Here is a 17728-nt window from a genome sequence, read left to right as displayed (position 1 = left end):
GACAAAGATACTTGACCGTTCCAAATTGACGTGAGTCTGGTAATTCTCCGCTATTGACGCACCTTCCTTGAATTCTAGGGGCAGGCTGCAGCGCTACTGGCTGCTATTCTTACGGCAGCAAGCCTGACCTATGTGTTCAAGACAGGAAGTGAAGTGTTGCTACCTGTGCTTCACTTCACATCGCTGGCATGCACATGGTTGACCTGATCAGTTGCTTGCTGTCCAGCAAAGCAGTTCACGGCTGGCATTTATGACGTCACTGTCGTCGATGCCGCTCATGTAATCGGTTTCAAGAGTGTATTCAAAGCCCAGATTCAAGGTCCCTGCACCTTTGCTTTTGCTGACGACTGAGCGAGTACGTGGTCCGACAGGCCCCCAACGTCTCGGGTCCGTCGGGCCGTGCAGGCCAACAGTTGGCACTCCCATTGCCGCCCCCACATGCATGATGCCTGTATTGACGCTGACCAACAGCGCAGCTTGCTGTAACAACGATAGTGTGTTGCTGAAAGATGTCCCCGCGTGACTGATAAATCGCGGGCGCAGTGACGCCGGCAGGGTTGCTAGAAAAGCTTCGCAGCCGGAAATGTCTTCTCGTCCCCCAGTCAATACGAACGAGTAATTTCCCAGTAATAGCAATTCGTTCGCAAGAGTGTGCCATTTTTCGGCCGACCATTCTTTCAGATGACTCTGGGTGCCACTTGGCCACATATGGAAGACGATGGTGTTTCCACCTTCTTTCCAAGAGTGCTGTAATTGCTGCGGCAAATTTGCAGCATTCAGGCCAATCACTCCAAGCAGGTCGCGATAGTTCTCCAGTTCATGCTGGTCATTACGGTGAAGTACGGGGATGTCTTGCATGAAGTGGCGATATTGCTGCGATGTGTTGAAGCCAATCCGTATTTTTGCACGCGACAGTGCTGCGAGTAGAGCACTGATACGTGGCCACGAGTCGAAGTCAATAAAAATGTCGATTTGATGGGAGCGTATGATTTTGACGCAGGCGAAAGGATTGGTCAGCGGTAGCTTGACAATCTGGTCGGCACCCGATAACAGCTTGGCAAACTCAAAATTTGAGGCGCCGGTGAACAGAACAATTTTCATATCTGGATTGGCGACACGTAGATCGGTGATGGCTGCGGATAGCAACACGGTATCGCCAATGGCTGCTGTTTTCAGCAATGCAACCGAATTAATTAACTTTGGCACTTGCCTGGTGCGAAATAAACGCAAGGGGGTGAGAGCGAGTAATAGGACAGGCCCAAGATATTTGTCAAAAAATTTCAGTTTTGTATTTCCGCGTTCCATGAGAATTCAATATAGTAAACGTAAGATTAAAAGAGTGAGGGGCTGTTGCAATGAATATAGGAGAGTTAAGAATTATATTGTTGCAGTGCCGTTTGTATCGTCTATTTTTGAATGATGATTAATTACCTGCCGCCAGTAGTTGCGGCAGTAAATTTCGGGAATGTTTTTATTAGTATTTTATGTAGAACTATGGATGTGATGATGGTAATGATTGCCGAGAAAAAATAGATAAAAATAATTGATAAGTTATGTTCTGGCTGGATTAATTTATACGATATTTTTTTGAATACAGTAAGTGTCGGTTCATGCATGGCATATAAAAAGAAACTGGTGGATCCAAGAGCAATAAGCATTTTTTTCAGACGGGGAAGGGCCAACGCCGGTCGCGTCAAATACAAGATGATTGGTATCCCGAGAATAATGCCAGTCTTATGCATGTATTGATAACTTGGTGCTTCCGGGAATAATGCATTGGCGATGATCAGAAGAGTATAAATTATTAGTGTTGGCGTTAGAAATTTTGAGAGTGGCTGGTCAAGCAAAAAGATGCTTTGTGAATAGATGCCGAAATAACAGCCAAGTACGAAAAAAAATGCTGATTCAGAACTGTTTTCGCCAATATTCAAAAACCACAGAACAAATAGTGCTCCAAGCACAGTTTTTGGTAGCCATTTGAGGGAGAAATGTATCAATGGTGTCAATAGGGCCAATATCATCAAATCTCGGATGAACCAAAATTGATAGGAAATAGGATATCTGGTAAGCCCGAAGATTGCATTGAGGTAGTCGAAGAAACTATAATTGGCAATTAATATTTTATTGCCGGAGAAGTATGACAGTGTTGCCGGAACTGACTGTGCGAGAAAAAAAATCAGTAACGTCAAAATGTTCCAGAAAAGAAATGGAAACAATAGTGTGCGGGTGCGGGAGATGATTTTCTTGACGTAGCTTTCGGTTGACCATTGTGTGTCATGAAAGAATAGATAGCCAGAGATGAGAAAAAACAGGGGGACGGCGCAACGTGCAATTTCCTGTGAAATAAGAGATTGAATGAAATCGCTAATATGATTCTTCTCACTTGCTCCAGTGGCGATCCCGGAAAACATCAATGTGGCGCCATACACATGAATGAAAACGACACCAACAATCAAAGGGAAACGCAATAGTTGTAGTCTCAAAGATTGTTCATTGCTTAGGGATTTTTTTATCATGGAAAATGAAGTTAATTATTGATTTTTGAGACGAAAAAATCACGAGAGGGAGACGATAAAAAAATGAATGGGCCAATACGGGGGAGATAGCAACTTCACGGTCCTCTGTATTGGCTGACCTGGCGATTACGCCCATGTATCGCCAGATCGTTGCTGCCGACGCGCGTTCTGGCGCAAACTCATTTGAGTCATGCACTACGCCGTGGTGCTCGTTAGCATTGCTCAATGTGAAAAGATTGCTGTCAGCGCGTGTTAAGACACATCCCGAGCACGTGGCTCCGAGATGTCGTCGCTGCTTGAGCTACCTCCGTGGGCCGCGCGGACTTTGCACTGAGTATGCAAAACGGAGTTGGCTCGAGCTCAATCCTGGCACAGTTTCAGCGCATCTTGCCACTGCGGCAAACTACAGAAGGTATTGATAAGACGCTGCGACGATAGTACTGAATTGTTCGGCCGCTTTGCCGGTACCGGATAGTCGCGCGCCAGAATCGGTTTCACGCGGGGTTTTTTCTGAACCGACGTATGTGCCATGATCGCTTCGGTAAAGCCAAACCAGCTTGTCTTTCCTTGGGCCGTCAAATGGTACAGGCCCGAACGTTCTTCCCACCATCCTTGTCGGTCAGCCGTGGCCAGGCTTTGCGCCACGATATGCGCCGTGGTATCGGCAATGGTGCGGCTCCATGTCGGCGCGCCGAACTGGTCGGAAACGATACTCAGTTCGTCACGTTCCTGGGCCAGACGGAGCATGGTCAGCAGAAAGTTCTTGCCGTGCGTACTGTAAACCCAGCTGGTGCGCAGGATCAGATGCGGGATGCCGGTCGCCTGGATCGCCTTTTCGCCGGCCAGCTTGCTGCTGCCATACACATTCACGGGGCAGGTCGGATCGGTTTCGACGTAGGCACCGTCTTTCGACCCGTCAAAGACGTAATCGGTGCTGTAATGGATCATCGCAGCGCCCAGTTTCTTTGCTTCTTCCGCCATGACACCCGGCGCTTCGCCATTGATTCGCAGCGCCAGTTCCGGTTCACTTTCAGCCTTGTCGACCGCCGTATAGGCTGCCGGGTTGACGATCAGCGTCGGTTTGATGCGGCAGATGACGTCGCGCACCTGGTCCAGGTCAGCCAGGTCCATCTGGCTGCGGTCCACCGCGATGATCTCGCCCAGGCCCTGCAGGCTGCGTTCTAGTTCGTAACCGACCTGGCCGGTTTTTCCTGTGATTAAAATACGGCTCATGAAATAGTTTTGTTCCAGTGTGTCAGATTGGTCGGTAACGGTCAGGCAAAAACGTCGGCATTGGCCAGCAAGGTACCGACTTTATCTTTGCCAGACAGCAGTGGTTCGCCATCGAGCGGCCAGTCGATACCGATGGCTGGATCGTTCCACAGGAGGCTGCGTTCGAACTCCGGTGCCCAGTAGTCGGTCGTCTTGTACAGGAACTCGGCGCTGTCGCTGGTGACCACAAAACCGTGGGCAAAGCCTTCTGGTATCCACAACTGGCGTTTATTGGCCGCTGATAAGGTCACGCCTATCCAGTGGCCAAACGTCGGCGAGCTTTTGCGCAGGTCGACGGCGACGTCGAAGACTTCGCCAGCGGTCACACGCACCAGCTTGCCTTGCGGTTGCTGGATCTGGTAGTGCAGGCCGCGCAACACGCCCTTGGCCGACTTGGAATGATTGTCTTGCACGAAATCGCGCGTGACGCCGGTCAGTTCGGCAAAGCGCTTCTGATTGAAGCTTTCGTAGAAAAAGCCCCGGTCATCGCCGAACACGGTGGGTTCAAGGATCAGGACGTCCGGTATGGCGGTGGTTTGAATTTGCATGGTGTGAAATGAGCCGTTCAGGCTTTAGTATATTTTTTCTTCGAGCAAGCGCAGCAGGTATTGACCGTAAGCGTTCTTTTTCAAGGGTTGTGCCAATGCTTCGAGCGTGGCTGCATCGATGTAGCCACGGCGGTAGGCGATTTCTTCAGGGCAAGCAACTTTCAAGCCCTGACGGTTCTCGATGGTGGCGATGAATTGGCCCGCTTCGAGCAGGGATTCATGCGTGCCGGTGTCGAGCCAGGCCATGCCACGGCCCATCAGTTCTACGTTCAACTGCCCGCGCTCCAGATAAGTACGGTTGACATCCGTGATTTCCAACTCGCCACGTGGTGACGGGGCGATGCCGGCGGCGATATCGCACACCTGGCTGTCGTAGAAATACAGGCCGGTGACGGCGTAGTTCGATTTTGGCTTGAGCGGCTTTTCTTCAATGCTGATGGCCCGGCGTTGTGCATCGAAATCGACGACGCCATAGCGTTCCGGATCGGTGACATGATAGGCAAACACGGTCGAGCCGCTGGTGCGCGCCGAGGCCTCGCGCAACTGCGATTCAAAGTCGTGACCGTAATAGATGTTGTCACCCAGAATCAGCGCCGATGGTGCATCGCCGACAAACTCTTTGCCGATGATGAACGCCTGTGCCAGGCCATCCGGGCTGGGCTGCACGGCATAGGTCAGGCTGATACCCCACTGGCTGCCATCGCCCAGCAACTCCTGGAAGCGCGGCGTATCTTGTGGCGTGGAAATGATCAGGATATCGCGTATGCCGGCCAGCATCAGGGTGGTCAGCGGATAGTAGATCATCGGCTTGTCGTATACGGGCAGCAGTTGCTTCGAGACGGCCATGGTGACAGGGTACAGGCGCGTGCCGGAACCGCCAGCCAGGATGATGCCCTTGCGTTCGATGGGGGTTGCCATTATTGCTGCTCCTTGGCCGTGTCGCGTGCCGCGTAGTTTTTCTCTACCCACTTGAGGTAGTCACCCGACTGGACATCGCGTACCCAGGCCTGGTTGTCCAGGTACCATTGAACGGTCTTGCGGATGCCGGTGGCGAAGGTTTCGGCCGGCTTCCAGCCCAGTTCGCGCTCGATCTTGCGTGCGTCGATGGCATAGCGGCGGTCGTGGCCAGGGCGATCCTGTACATAGGTGATTTGTTCGCGATAGCTGCCGGACGCCTTGGGATCGAGCGTATCGAGGATGTCGCACAAGGTATGCACGACTTCCAGATTGGCCATTTCATTCCAGCCGCCCACGTTGTACACCTCGCCCAGACGACCTGCTTCCAGGACGCGGCGAATCGCCGAGCAGTGGTCGCCCACGTACAGCCAGTCGCGCACTTGCATGCCATCGCCATAGATAGGCAAGGCCTTGCCGGCGCGGGCGTTGCTGATGATGAGCGGAATCAGTTTTTCCGGGAAATGGAAGGAGCCATAGTTGTTCGAACAGTTGGTCGTCAGCACGGGCATGCCATACGTATGGAAATACGCACGCACCAGATGATCGGACGCCGCTTTCGATGCCGAGTAGGGGCTGTTTGGCGCATACGGCGTCGTTTCCGTGAATGGCGGATCATTCGGTCCCAGGGTGCCATACACTTCGTCGGTCGAGACGTGCAGGAAGCGGAATCCATCCTTGGCTTCGCCCGTCAAGCCGCTCCAATAGGCGCGTGCCGCTTCCAGCAGGCTGAAAGTACCGTTGACGTTGGTCGAAATGAATTCGCCGGGGCTATGGATCGAGCGATCGACATGGCTCTCTGCGGCAAAATGCACGATGGCGCGTGGCTGATGTTCTGCCAGCAGGCGCGAGATGTGAGCGGTATCGCAAATATCGCCACGCACAAAGATATGCCGCGGGTCTTGCTCCAGGCTGGCCAGATTGCTGAGATTGCCAGCATAGGTCAGTTTATCAAAATTGATCACGGGCTCATCGTTGAGCGCCAGCCAGTCGCGTACAAAGTTGGAGCCGATGAAGCCGGCGCCGCCAGTCACTAAAATCATGTTGTTATCCTTTTTTACTTGAACATCGTCACGATGCTTCACTCTTCTATTTCCGAAATGAAATTATTTGAAATTTTATTTGATCATGTAGTTAATACGCGCCATCTTTCTTGAAAATGACTTTAACCGTTTTCAGTAGAATAACAATGTCATTGAATAAAGACCAGTTCTTGACATACCATGCATCCAGATAAACGCGCGTATCATAGCTGACGTCGTTCCTGCCGCTGACTTGCCATAGACCCGTGACGCCGGGTTTCGCTTCCAGGTAATAGTCTACTTGGGGGCCATAACGCTCCAGTTCCGCATCAACAACCGGGCGCGGCCCGACCAGGCTCATTTCGCCTTTCAGTACGTTCCATAGCTGCGGCAATTCATCAAGACTGGTCCGGCGCAGGAAGTGGCCGATCGAGGTGATGCGAGGGTCGTTCTTCAGTTTGAAATCACGGTCCCACTCGGCACGGGCTTCAGGGTCGCGCTCCAGCAATTCTTTCAGCAAGACGTCTGCATTGACGGCCATGGTACGGAATTTGTAGCAGAGAAAATGCTTGCCATTCTGCCCCACACGTTTGTGGCCGTAGAAGATGGGGCGGCCAGAGGCCATGACCTTGGCGGCGATCCACAGCAGGATGGGCGCCCCGACGACCATCACGGCGATCGCCGTCGTCAGATCAAAGCAGCGCTTGATCATTTGTAAACCTGGCCGTGCCAGGTTGTTGCGCATGGTCAGCAGCAGCACCTCATGTGTAAAGAAATGGTTGACCTCCATGCCATACAGGGGCAGGCCGCGTACGGCAGGTACCACTTGCATATTGGCAACGCAACGGCTGACTTGCTGGATCATGCCCTGATAGGCATCGATGCCGCCTTGCTCCAGAGCGACAACTGCATGCGGATCACCCAGCAGCTTGAGCGTTTCTTCAGGATTGACACCAAGCGGAATGCACGGCACCGCCTGTTTGCTGCGGTTCACGTAGTGTTGCTCCAGGCGGCCTTGGCCTTCGGGGATCAGGAAGGCAATCAGGCGATAGCCCATCAATGCTTCCTCATCGAAGGCCCGCGCTGTTTGCAAGGCATTGTCACCCCATCCGATGATGACCATGGGGCGTATCCAGCCGCCAGCTTTCATCAGCAGGTATTTGACCATGCCGCGCAGCAGCAGGACACAGCATGGCACCAGCAGCCAGGTGGCCAACAGTGCCTCGCGCGAAGAGTCGCGCTTGTCGAGGAAGACCAGGGCCGCGTCGATCAGGCCCATGACCATGGCGATCTTCAGCAGTTCCTTGATTTCATTCGAGTACGGGCGGCGTTTGGCATGATGGCCCTTCAGCTTGAAGATCGCCACAGTGACCACGGATAGCAGGCCGTAACTGAGCAGGCGTGAGCTATCCAAGCCCCAGTTGTTCAAATCGCCGCCATCGAGGGTCCATGTGCCGGCGAGCCAGAATGCCGTGAACATGGCTAACGCATCGGCAAAGGTGAGGAAATATTTTTCTACCCTGCTGCTGCAATACCATTTTATTTCCTGTACAAAGATGCCTTCGATTGGTTTCATGATGACTTGCTAAACCTTATAAACTTCAGTGTAAATTCTTGTGGTGCCGTATGCATGGTGCTTACGTATCTGCTCGGTCAAGTGCGGCCGTAGCGGTCTTCAAAGCGGACAATATCGTCTTCCCCAAGGTAGCTACCCGATTGAATTTCAATCAATTCCAGCGGCAGCTTGCCCGGGTTGGCCAGGGAGTGGACGACGCCGAGGGGGATATAGGTGGACTGGTTTTCGGTCAGCAAATATTCCTTGTCGCCATTCGTGATCTGCGCCGTGCCGGATACCACGATCCAGTGCTCGGCGCGGTGATGATGCATTTGCAATGACAGCTTGGCGCCAGGCTTGACAGTGATGCGCTTGACCTGGAAGCGCTCGCCAGTGCCTATGGAATCATAGGAGCCCCATGGGCGGAAGACTTCGCGGTGCATGGTGGCCTCGGGACGCTCCCTGGCGACCAGCTGCGCGACCATTGTTTTCGTTTGTTGTGCCTGATCCGCATCCATGACCAGCACGGCATCGGCGGTTTCCACGATGACGGTATTGCGCATGCCAATGGCGGTGACCAGGCGGCTAGTGCTGTGTACCAGGCAATCGTTGCAATCCTGGATCACTACATCGCCCTGGGTGCTATTCTGGCTGGCATCCTTTTCCGCCACGTCGAGTACGGCTTTCCAGGAACCGATATCATTCCAGCCTGCATCGAGGGCGACGGTCGAAGCATGGCTGGTGCGCTCCATGACGGCGTAGTCCACGGCGATATCGGGACTGGCGGCGTAGGCATCCTTGTCCAGGCGAATGAAGTCGAGGTCGTTTTTCGCGGCGCTGATGGCAGCGCGGCAAGCTGCCAGAACAGCGGGTTGGAAGCACGCCAAGTCTTCCAGGTAGCGGCTGGCGCGGAACAGGAACATACCGCTGTTCCAGAAGTAGTCGCCGCTGGCGACATATTGTTCCGCGAGCGTCAGGGCCGGCTTTTCCACGAATTCAAGCACGCGTTGGACTTGCCCGCTTGCAGCGCCCTCGACGCGAATATAGCCGTATCCTGTCTCTGGTCCCGTTGGCGTGATGCCGAACGTCAGCAACTGACCTGCCTCTGCTGCAGTACGCGCCAGCGCGACGGCGCGATGGAAGGCCGGGGCGTCCAGAATGACGTGGTCCGAAGGCAGCACCAGCAGGAGCGGATCCTCACCACTCTCCATCGCATGCAAGGCTGCCGAGGCGATTGCTGGAGCCGTATTGCGGCGCATGGGTTCAAGCAGCATGCGGCTATTTTCCAGACCGATCTCACGCACTTGCTCTGCGACAACAAAACGCGAGGATTCGTTGCATACCAGCAGTGCTGGCGACACGGTGTCTATGCCTGCCAGGCGCTGCAGCGTTTGTTGCAGCATGCTGCCCTGAGTGGACAAGCGCAGAAACTGTTTCGGGAATACCTCGCGCGAAAGCGGCCATAAACGTGTGCCGGAACCACCACAAAGAATTACCGGTACGAGGGGAATAGTCATTTATGCTTCAATGTAAATGTAATTATTGCCAATGGGAGCAATATTTTTAATAAATTACAGGAATCTTTGTATTTTCTCCGGACTCCGTGGAGCCTGAGAGACACGCACTTTGGCGCGTCCTGTATTGTAGTTTGCTGCCCCGGTATTTCTGCTTAGCACGCAACGTTTTCAAGCAAAAAAGCAACAAACACGCATAGGGCACTGATACTGAGAATAAGCACGGCTCCTGCGGCGCAGTCCTTGACGATCTTGATACTGGGATGGAGGGCCGGATGAAGGTGATCAATCAGATTTTCGAGAGCGGTGTTGAAGAGCTCCGCCGCGAGGACCATGCCACAGTTGAGCAATAACAAAGCCCACCAGATCATCGCTGGCCGGTACCAGGCAAGTACAAGCAATACCAGGAGGGCGGCAAGGCATTGCAGCCGAAAGCTCGATTCCATGCGGAAGGCGGCACCCAAGCCTTGCAGGGCAAATCCCATGCGTTTATGGAGAGGCTGGTTCTTCATGGCAACTGAAGCGATGGTGCGCAATATTTTACTGACATGAAGGCGGATCTCTCAATGAATAGATGAGGAACGCAGGCATGGCCATACGATATGACATCATTTGTCCACAGCAGAAAGACTGGTGCCAATCTTTTTGATGTTTGATAAAAAGTAAAAAAGCCCGTTTTCAAATGAAAAGGGCTCTTATTGCAATAGTTGGCATATTAAAGTATGTGAACTATTGCGGTGTCAGGCCTTCACCTTTCGGCTTTACATCAAGCTGCAGGATGGGCCTACCTGTCGCTGCCTGAGCAGCCAGGTATTAATGGTGGGTTGGGGTCGTGTGCGCGGTGGTCGAGTCCGAGCTAGCTGCACCGGCCACAACGGCAACTGCTGCGCCGATAGCGATCAGGGTGCTAACGCTCAGGCCGGCAACAGTGGCGCCGGCAGCGGCGCCAGCAGCAGCAGCACCACCAGCAGCTGGTGCCGCTGCGACTGGTACAGGAGCTGGAGCCGATTGAGCCATGGCTTGTGCGGAAGCGAAGCACAGGATTGCCGAAGCGATCAGAATTTTCTTCATGGGATATCCTTTTAGGTTGAACAGCGGGAATGCTAAACTGTCACATGATTGTAGCAACATTTCTCTTGCTAGTCTGCGCCGTACAGTCCGTGGCAACGATAATTTATTCTATTTTAGCTACATACCGGACTATTCTGCGTGTCTGGCGGCCTGAAGATGTTGTTCTCTATCAACAAAAACGGCACCATGCCGAGGCTGCGGTCCATGTTTTTGTCAAATATCGCGGGAATTGCTGATGCATTCGAAAGCGATCCACAAGTTTGCCAAGTCCTCGTCATCCCGCGTAAAATGCAGGCTTCGCGGGTGTAGCTCAATGGTAGAGCAGAAGCTTCCCAAGCTTACGACGAGGGTTCGATTCCCTTCACCCGCTCCATTTTTCGCTGGCGCCTGGCTTGATGCGGCGCAGCCACTTATTTCTCCATTCCCATGTCTTCTGATACCCCAGCAAACGGCCCGGCGCGGCCGATGATGTACGATCCGACCGAACACCGCATCCGCAGTTTCGTGACCCGCGCGGGACGGCTTTCCGTGGCGCAGGCGCGCGCGCTCGAGACCCTGGGCCCGCAGTTTCTATTGCCTTTCGCCAAAGAACCGATGGATTTCGAGCAGGTGTTCGGCCGCAAGGCGCCCGTCATCCTGGAAATCGGCTTCGGCATGGGCGCGACGACCGCGCATATCGCCAAAGCCATGCCGGAGAAGGATTTCATCGGCGTCGAAGTGCATACGCCCGGTGTCGGCAGTCTGTTGAAGCTGATCGGTGAAGAGTCGCTGACGAATCTGCGTCTGCTGCAGCACGATGCCGTGGAAGTGCTCACGCACATGATTCCCGCCAATTCGCTGGCCGGTATCCACGTTTTCTTCCCCGATCCATGGCACAAGGCGCGCCACAACAAACGCCGCCTGATCCAGTCGCCGTTCGTCAAGCAATTGACCGATCGCTTGGCGCCGGGCGGCTATCTGCATTGCGCCACCGATTGGGAAGATTACGCGGTGCAAATGCTGGAAGTACTGGGCGCCGAGCCGCAGCTGCACAATAGCGCCGATGGCTATGCGCCGCAGCCGGCGTATCGTCCTCTGACCAAGTTTGAAAACCGTGGCTTGAAGCTGGGCCATGGCGTGTGGGATCTGGTGTTCATCAAGAAATAACCTGGCGGTTTGCCCACCCGTGCCGTTTGCACGAGAACAAGCCTGCCGCGGCGACGCCGCAGGCTTTTTTTAATGCGCGCTAGTGCGCTGGCTAGGCAAGGCGGGGGAATTACGGTAGTCTTATCTTTTTTGCATTGATTGATATTATGTCCAAGAAAATACTCGTGACGGGCGCATCCGGTTTCATCGGCTCGCATACCTGTGTCGAATTGCTGGCTGCCGGCTTTGAGGTCGTCGCGGTGGATAACCTGTGTAATAGCGCGCGCGAAGCGATGGCGCGCGTGGAGCGCATCTCCGGCAAAAGCGTACCCTTCTATGCAGCGGACGTGCGCGACCGCACGGCCATGGCCGCCGTCCTGCGCGAGCACGCCATCGATGCCGTGATCCATTTCGCAGGCTTGAAGGCGGTGGGCGAATCCGTGGCGCAGCCACTGATGTATATGGACAACAATGTCACGGGCACCGTGGCCTTGCTGGAAGTGCTGGCGGCGGCGAATGTGAAACGTTTTGTGTTCAGCTCGTCGGCCACCGTGTATGGCGACCCGGAGGCCTTGCCGATTCTGGAATCGTCGCGCCTGTCCGTGACCAACCCGTATGGCCGCTCGAAGCTCATGGTCGAGCAGATCCTGGCTGATCTCGTGCATGCCGATGCCCAGTGGCAAGTCGGCGTGTTGCGCTACTTCAATCCGGTCGGTGCGCATGCCAGCGGCTTGATCGGCGAAGATCCGGCCGGCATCCCGAACAACCTGATGCCGTTCATTGCCCAGGTGGCGGTGGGTCGCCGCGAACGCCTGGCCGTCTTCGGCAACGACTACGCCACGCCGGATGGCACGGGCGTACGCGACTATATCCACGTGGTCGACCTGGCGCTGGGCCACGTGGCCGCGTTGAACCGCCTGTTTGCCACCGACGGCGGCTTTACCGTCAACCTGGGCACGGGCCATGGCTACAGCGTGCTCGATACCGTACGCGCCTTCGAAGCCGCCAGCGGCCGCCGGGTACCGTACGACATCGTGCCGCGCCGCCCCGGCGACATCGCCAGCTGCTACGCCTCGGCCGACAAGGCAAAGGAACTGCTGGGCTGGCAAGCGCAGAAAAACATCGACGACATGTGCCGCGACCACTGGCGCTGGCAGCACCAGAACCCGCAAGGCTACGCAGCGTAAACAAGTCCGCAGATACAAAAAATCCCGCTCACACGCAAGTGTGGCGGGATTTTTTTAGAGCGCCATCAACCCAATGGCGCCTGAAAAATGTCTGGGGCTAGGCGCAAAGCCGAAGACAGTACGCAAGTACGGCGAGGCGAAGCAACAACGCCCCAGGCATTTTCTCAGGTAGCCATTAAGGGTACAGGCCGCGCACTTCGCGAGCCTGGAGAACACGGGTGCACGCCAGGATGAAGGTCGCGGTACGCATCGACACTTTCTTCTCTTGCGACACTTGCCATACGGCGTCGAACGCTTCGCGCATGATGCGGGTCAGGCGGCTGTTGATTTCTTCTTCCGTCCAGAAGAAGCTCGAGAAGTTCTGTGCCCACTCGAAGTAGCTGACGGTCACGCCGCCGGCGTTGGCCAGCACGTCCGGCACGATCAGCACGCCGCGGTCCGTCAGGATGTCGTCCGCTGCCGGCAGGGTCGGACCATTGGCGCCTTCCAGGATGATCTTGGCGCGGATGACTTGTGCGCGTTCAGCCGTGATTTGCTGTTCCAGCGCGGCCGGGATCAGGATGTCGCAATCGATGCCCCAGAAATCTTCGCGCGGCACGAATGCCTCGGCGCCCGGGAAGCCTTCGACGCTGCCCACTTCGGCCACGTGTGCCAGCAGTTGCGGGATGTTCAAGCCGCCAGCGTGCACGACGGTGGTCTTGTGGTCTTGTACCGCCACCACTTTCGAGCCGGCTTCAGCGAACATGCGTGCAGCGACGCCGCCCACGTTGCCGAAACCTTGCACGATGACTTTCGCGCCTTCGAGCGACATGCCGACCTTGGCGGCCGCATCGCAACCGACGACGAACACGCCGCGGCCCGTCGCATCGCGGCGGCCCAGGCTGCCGCCCAGCGAGATTGGCTTGCCCGTCACCACGCCGGTCGACATATTGCCGCCGATCATGGCGTAGCTGTCCATCATCCACGCCATGACTTGTTCATTCGTGTTGACGTCCGGCGCCGGGATATCCTTGTTCGGTCCGATGATCATGCTGATCTCGCTCGTGTAGCGACGGGTCAGGCGTTGCAGTTCGTTGCGCGACAGGGTCTTCGGATCGACACGGATACCGCCCTTGGCGCCGCCGTATGGCACGTTGACGGCGGCATTCTTGACCGTCATCCAGGCCGACAGGGCCATCACTTCCGACAACGTCACGTCCTGGTGGAAGCGCACGCCACCCTTGCCCGGGCCGCGCGACAGATTGTGCTGCACGCGGTAGCCTTCGTAGTGGGCAATGGTGCCGTCATCGCGCTCGATAGGCACGTCGACCGTCAGGATGCGCTTTGGACGCTTCAGCGTTTCCACCCAGCGCGACAGGTTGCCCAGGTACGGCGTAACGCGGTCGATCTGCTCGAGGTAGACGCCCCATGGGCCAAGGTCTTCAGGATTCAGGTAGGAAGGAAGTGCGTGCTTGCTGGTCATGCTTGATAAGCTCCTGGACAATACGAATACGTTAGAGGCACAGCCGATATGCAGCTGCGCGCAGCGGAACCGCATCGTAGGCGATAGCCTCATGCCCCGGCCAATGCTTTGTGCGCATCCGGTTATGCATTTATTGCATAGTTGTGTTGCCAGGATTGCCAGTCAGGACTGGGGGGCCTCGGTGGCGCGTTTGCGGCGCTTGCCCATGCGTGCCTTGCCATCCTGCGACTGCACCAGGTATTGCCACAGGCTTTCGACGATCTGCTTGCCGGGACGCAGGCTCGATGGACGTTCGCGGTACAAACGGATTTCCAGCTCGATTTCCCAGCCTGGCGCGCCGCCATCGGCGCGCGCCAGGTGTTTGTATTTGACGTCGCGCATGACGGCCGATTCGGGCAGGAAGGCGATGCCGCGGCCTTCCAGCGCCATCATCTTCAAGCCTTCGGCCATGTCCGTTTCATAGCAGGTTTCCAGGAACAGCGGCGCCTTGGCGTCGGCCACCAGCAATTCCACCATGCGCCCCAGGTAGGCGTTGCTGGTGTAGGAAAGGAAGGGCAGCGGCTCCTTGGCGCTGCCGGGCAGGACGAAGTCCGGCACCTTGTCCTGGCCGCAGCGCGCATAGGCGCGCAGGGTTTCGCGGCCCATCACCAGCATGTCGTAGCGGCCCGGGTCCAGCTGCACCGGCTGGCGCGGATGGTGATAGCACAGCAGCAGGTCGCAGCCGCCGTCGACCAGCTGCAGCACGGCGTCGTGCACGTTCAGCGCCATCAAACGGCTGTTGATCGGCGCAAAACCTTCTTCCAGCGCCGTCAGCCATTTCGGCATGAAGGTCAGCGACAGGGTATGCGGCACGGCGAAATCGACGCTCGTCTGCGTGGCGGCCCGCTTGCCGCGCAACAGGGCGCGCACGCCGTTGATCTGTCCCAGCATTTCCAGCGCCTGCTCGTAGAACACGGCGCCGGCCGGCGTCAGTCGCGTCGGGTAGGACGTGCGGTCGACCAGGTCGATACCGAGCCAGTTTTCCAGCGACTGGATGCGCCGCGAGAATGCTGGCTGAGTGACGTGGCGCAGGGCCGCGGAACGGCTGAAGTTATGCGTTTCAGCGAGCGAGATGAAGTCTTCCAGCCATTTGGTTTCCATCGCGGCAGCATTCCGTTATCAAGGGCAGAGGCAAGGTAAAGTGGTCAGGGCGTCTCGGGCGATGCCGCCGGCTGGTACAGGGCGGCGGGCAGGCCAAAGAAGGATGGCGGGCCCAGGGTCGTGCCATCGAGCGAGCCGCCCGCATTCAATCCCTTGTTGATGGCCGACAGCAAGGAGCTGCGGTTGGCCAGGTTTTGTATCAACGCGCGCGGGCCGTTGTGGAAGGTGTGCTGGGCGATATCCGCGGCGACGACAAAGATCGGTTCGCGGCGCATGGGGAACTCCACCCATTCGCCGTCCTCGTCCTGGGCGCAGAAGGTATGGGGCAGGGTCATGTTTTCGGCGCCGGGCAGGTGCGACGCCAGCACCAGGCCGAAGGCTTCCGGCACCACGTCGGCCAGGCGGCGCACGGTGAGATCGTCCTGCACCAGTAACCGTACTTGCGCTTCCACCTCGTCTTCGGCGTCGGGCTGGGCGCCGAGAATTTTCACGGCCTGATAGATCAGGTCGGACGAGAGTGCTTCCATCAAATCTTCCATCAAATCATCTCCAGGATCATGGCGACGATTTCGTCGCCGTACGAGGCCAGTTTTTTCTCGCCCACGCCGCTCACGCCGCGCATCTGCTCGAGCGAGGTGGGCTTGGCCTTGGCGATTTCGCGCAGGGTGGCGTCGACAAAAATCACGTAGGCCGGCACGTTGTGTGTGCGTGCCGTCTCCACGCGCCACCAGCGCAGCTTGTCGAAAATCGCCTGCTCGCTGGTGGACAGATCCGTCTCGACATAGCCCTTCGCCACGCTGGTGCTGCGCTTGCTGGTTTTCACCGGCTTCTGGTACTGGCGCAGCTGCACTTTCTGGCCGCCCTTGAGCACGGGGCGCGAGGCATCCGTCAGTTTCAGCGAGCTGTATTGTTCATGGTCGACCGAGACGAGGCCCAGCGCGATGGCCTGGCGCAGAATCGATTTCCATTCCGCTTCGCCCAGGTCCGAGCCGATGCCGAAGACGGACAGCGAGTCGTGGTGCCAGGTCTTGATGCGCTCCGATTCCACGCCGCGCAGCACGTCGATCACGTGGCCGCCGGCGAAGCGCTGGTCGACGCGGTAGATGGCCGACAGCAGTTTTTGCACGGGCACGGTGCCGTCGAACGAGATTGGCGGCACTAGGCAGGTGTCGCAATTGCCGCACGGCGAAGCCGGTTCGCCGAAGTATTCGAGCAATCGCATGCGGCGGCAGCTGAGCGTTTCGCACAGGCCCAGCATGGCGTCGAGTTTGACGCCCAGCACGCGCTTGAAGGTGTCGTCCGCCTCCGATTCGTCGATCATGCGCCGCTGCAGCACCACGTCCTGCAAGCCGTACGCCATCCACGCGTTGGCGGCCATGCCGTCGCGGCCCGCGCGCCCCGTTTCCTGGTAATAGCCCTCGATGCTTTTCGGCAGATCCAGATGCGCGACGAAGCGCACGTCGGGCTTGTCGATGCCCATGCCGAAGGCGATGGTGGCGACCATGACGATATTTTCTTCGCGCAGGAAGCGCGCCTGGTTGGCGCTGCGTTTCGCGTATTCCATGCCGGCGTGGTAGGGCAGGGCGCGGATGCCGCTCTGGTTCAGGAATTCTGCCGTCTCTTCGACTTTCTTGCGCGACAGGCAGTAGACGATGCCGCAGTCGCCCGCGTGTTCCGTGTTGATGAAGTCGAGCAGCTGCTTGCGGCCATTCGCCTTTTCCACGATCTGGTAGCGGATGTTCGGGCGGTCGAAGGACGAGACGAACTGGCGCGCATCTTCCAGCTGTAGGCGCAGGGCGATTTCGGCGCGCGTCTGCGGATCGGCCGTGGCTGTGAGCGCAATGCGCGGCACGTCCGGGAACTGCTCGTGCAGCACCGACAGCTTGATGTATTCGGGGCGGAAGTCATGGCCCCACTGGGCCACGCAGTGCGCCTCGTCGATGGCGAACAGGGAGATCTTCGAGGCCTGGAACAGGTCCAGGCAACGCTGCGTCATCAGGCGTTCTGGCGCCACGTAGACGACGTCGATGCCGCCCGTGCGCACCAGGCGCTCGATGCGGCTCGCTTCTTCGTAGGTTTGCGTGGAATTGAGGAAGGCGGCGCGCACGCCGACTTCCTCCAGCGCGTCCACCTGGTCCTGCATCAGCGCGATCAATGGCGAGACGACGACGCCGACGCCGTCGCGCAGCAGGGCGGGAATCTGGTAGCACAGCGATTTGCCGCCGCCCGTGGGCATCAGCACCAGCGCGTCGCCGCCATGGCTGACGTGGTCGACGATGTCGGCTTGCTGGCCGCGGAAGGCCGGGTAGCCGAAAACCGTTTGCAGCAGGTGCAGCGCGCGCTGGTTAATATCTTGATTCAT

16 protein-coding genes and 1 tRNA gene are annotated in these 17728 nt (G+C 56.9%); 3 read left to right on the top strand and 14 right to left on the bottom strand.

Features of this window, described 5'->3' with window-relative positions:
- Nucleotides 1–207: 207 nt before the first annotated feature.
- The 10 genes from O3300_RS22625 to O3300_RS22580 form a co-directional block, all read right to left on the bottom strand.
- Nucleotides 208–1305: a glycosyltransferase family 9 protein gene (locus tag O3300_RS22625; RefSeq protein ID WP_305054182.1), complete on the bottom strand. Its 1098-nt coding sequence runs from the start codon at nt 1303–1305 to the stop codon at nt 208–210.
- A gap of 122 nt (nt 1306–1427) precedes the next feature.
- Nucleotides 1428–2516 carry an acyltransferase gene (locus O3300_RS22620; protein WP_305054181.1) on the bottom strand — a complete coding sequence of 363 codons (1089 nt, stop codon included), beginning with the start codon at nt 2514–2516 and terminating at the stop codon, nt 1428–1430.
- Nucleotides 2517–2876: 360 nt separating this feature from the next.
- Nucleotides 2877–3749, bottom strand: a complete 873-nt coding sequence (gene rfbD, locus O3300_RS22615; RefSeq protein ID WP_305054180.1) for a dTDP-4-dehydrorhamnose reductase — start codon at nt 3747–3749, stop codon at nt 2877–2879.
- 41 nt (nt 3750–3790) lie between these two features.
- Nucleotides 3791–4336 carry a dTDP-4-dehydrorhamnose 3,5-epimerase gene (gene rfbC / locus O3300_RS22610; RefSeq protein WP_099666301.1) on the bottom strand — a complete coding sequence of 182 codons (546 nt, stop codon included), beginning with the start codon at nt 4334–4336 and terminating at the stop codon, nt 3791–3793.
- 24 nt (nt 4337–4360) lie between these two features.
- Nucleotides 4361–5254, bottom strand: a complete 894-nt coding sequence (gene rfbA / locus O3300_RS22605; protein ID WP_251350080.1) for a glucose-1-phosphate thymidylyltransferase RfbA — start codon at nt 5252–5254, stop codon at nt 4361–4363.
- Nucleotides 5254–6333, bottom strand: coding sequence for a dTDP-glucose 4,6-dehydratase (gene rfbB / locus O3300_RS22600; RefSeq protein ID WP_099666303.1), 1080 nt, complete (start codon nt 6331–6333; stop codon nt 5254–5256). The genes rfbA and rfbB overlap by 1 nt, the downstream gene beginning before the upstream one ends.
- A 91-nt stretch (nt 6334–6424) precedes the next feature.
- Nucleotides 6425–7888, bottom strand: coding sequence for an undecaprenyl-phosphate galactose phosphotransferase WbaP (gene wbaP / locus O3300_RS22595; RefSeq protein ID WP_305054179.1), 1464 nt, complete (start codon nt 7886–7888; stop codon nt 6425–6427).
- Nucleotides 7889–7965: 77 nt separating this feature from the next.
- Nucleotides 7966–9384 carry a mannose-1-phosphate guanylyltransferase/mannose-6-phosphate isomerase gene (locus O3300_RS22590; protein ID WP_305054178.1) on the bottom strand — a complete coding sequence of 473 codons (1419 nt, stop codon included), beginning with the start codon at nt 9382–9384 and terminating at the stop codon, nt 7966–7968.
- Between the two features lie 152 nt (nt 9385–9536).
- Entirely contained in the window at nt 9537–9893 is a 357-nt protein-coding gene (locus O3300_RS22585; protein ID WP_099668335.1) for a diacylglycerol kinase, read from the bottom strand.
- A gap of 301 nt (nt 9894–10194) precedes the next feature.
- Nucleotides 10195–10452: a hypothetical protein gene (locus tag O3300_RS22580; RefSeq protein WP_305054177.1), complete on the bottom strand. Its 258-nt coding sequence runs from the start codon at nt 10450–10452 to the stop codon at nt 10195–10197.
- Nucleotides 10453–10751: 299 nt separating this feature from the next.
- On the opposite strand from O3300_RS22580, the gene O3300_RS22575 reads away from it, so the two are divergent.
- The 3 genes from O3300_RS22575 to galE all read left to right on the top strand — a co-directional run bounded on the left by O3300_RS22575 (nt 10752) and on the right by galE (nt 12764).
- Nucleotides 10752–10825: transfer RNA gene (locus O3300_RS22575), tRNA-Gly, on the top strand.
- Between the two features lie 92 nt (nt 10826–10917).
- Nucleotides 10918–11598, top strand: a complete 681-nt coding sequence (gene trmB, locus O3300_RS22570) for a tRNA (guanosine(46)-N7)-methyltransferase TrmB (RefSeq protein WP_099394995.1) — start codon at nt 10918–10920, stop codon at nt 11596–11598.
- A 146-nt stretch (nt 11599–11744) separates the two neighbouring features.
- The gene (gene galE / locus O3300_RS22565) at nt 11745–12764 is read left to right on the top strand and encodes a UDP-glucose 4-epimerase GalE (RefSeq protein WP_305054176.1); all 1020 of its coding nucleotides are present in this window, start codon (nt 11745–11747) and stop codon (nt 12762–12764) included.
- 175 nt (nt 12765–12939) lie between these two features.
- Here the strand turns inward: galE and O3300_RS22560 are convergent, their stop codons facing one another.
- The 4 genes from O3300_RS22560 to recQ form a co-directional block, all read right to left on the bottom strand.
- Nucleotides 12940–14226: a Glu/Leu/Phe/Val dehydrogenase gene (locus O3300_RS22560; protein ID WP_034785857.1), complete on the bottom strand. Its 1287-nt coding sequence runs from the start codon at nt 14224–14226 to the stop codon at nt 12940–12942.
- A 162-nt stretch (nt 14227–14388) separates the two neighbouring features.
- The gene (locus O3300_RS22555; RefSeq protein ID WP_077408735.1) at nt 14389–15366 is read right to left on the bottom strand and encodes a LysR family transcriptional regulator; all 978 of its coding nucleotides are present in this window, start codon (nt 15364–15366) and stop codon (nt 14389–14391) included.
- 44 nt (nt 15367–15410) lie between these two features.
- On the bottom strand, nt 15411–15893 hold the full coding sequence (locus O3300_RS22550; RefSeq protein ID WP_305054175.1) for a hypothetical protein: 483 nt from the start codon (nt 15891–15893) through the stop codon (nt 15411–15413).
- An 11-nt stretch (nt 15894–15904) separates the two neighbouring features.
- Nucleotides 15905–17728, bottom strand: a complete 1824-nt coding sequence (gene recQ / locus O3300_RS22545; RefSeq protein ID WP_305054174.1) for a DNA helicase RecQ — start codon at nt 17726–17728, stop codon at nt 15905–15907.

It is taken from the genome of Janthinobacterium sp. SUN206 (assembly GCF_030587305.1).
Classification (GTDB): domain Bacteria; phylum Pseudomonadota; class Gammaproteobacteria; order Burkholderiales; family Burkholderiaceae_D; genus Janthinobacterium; species Janthinobacterium kumbetense.
Note: the sequence above shows the minus strand (reverse complement) of the source record. Positions and strands in the feature narration are given on the sequence as shown.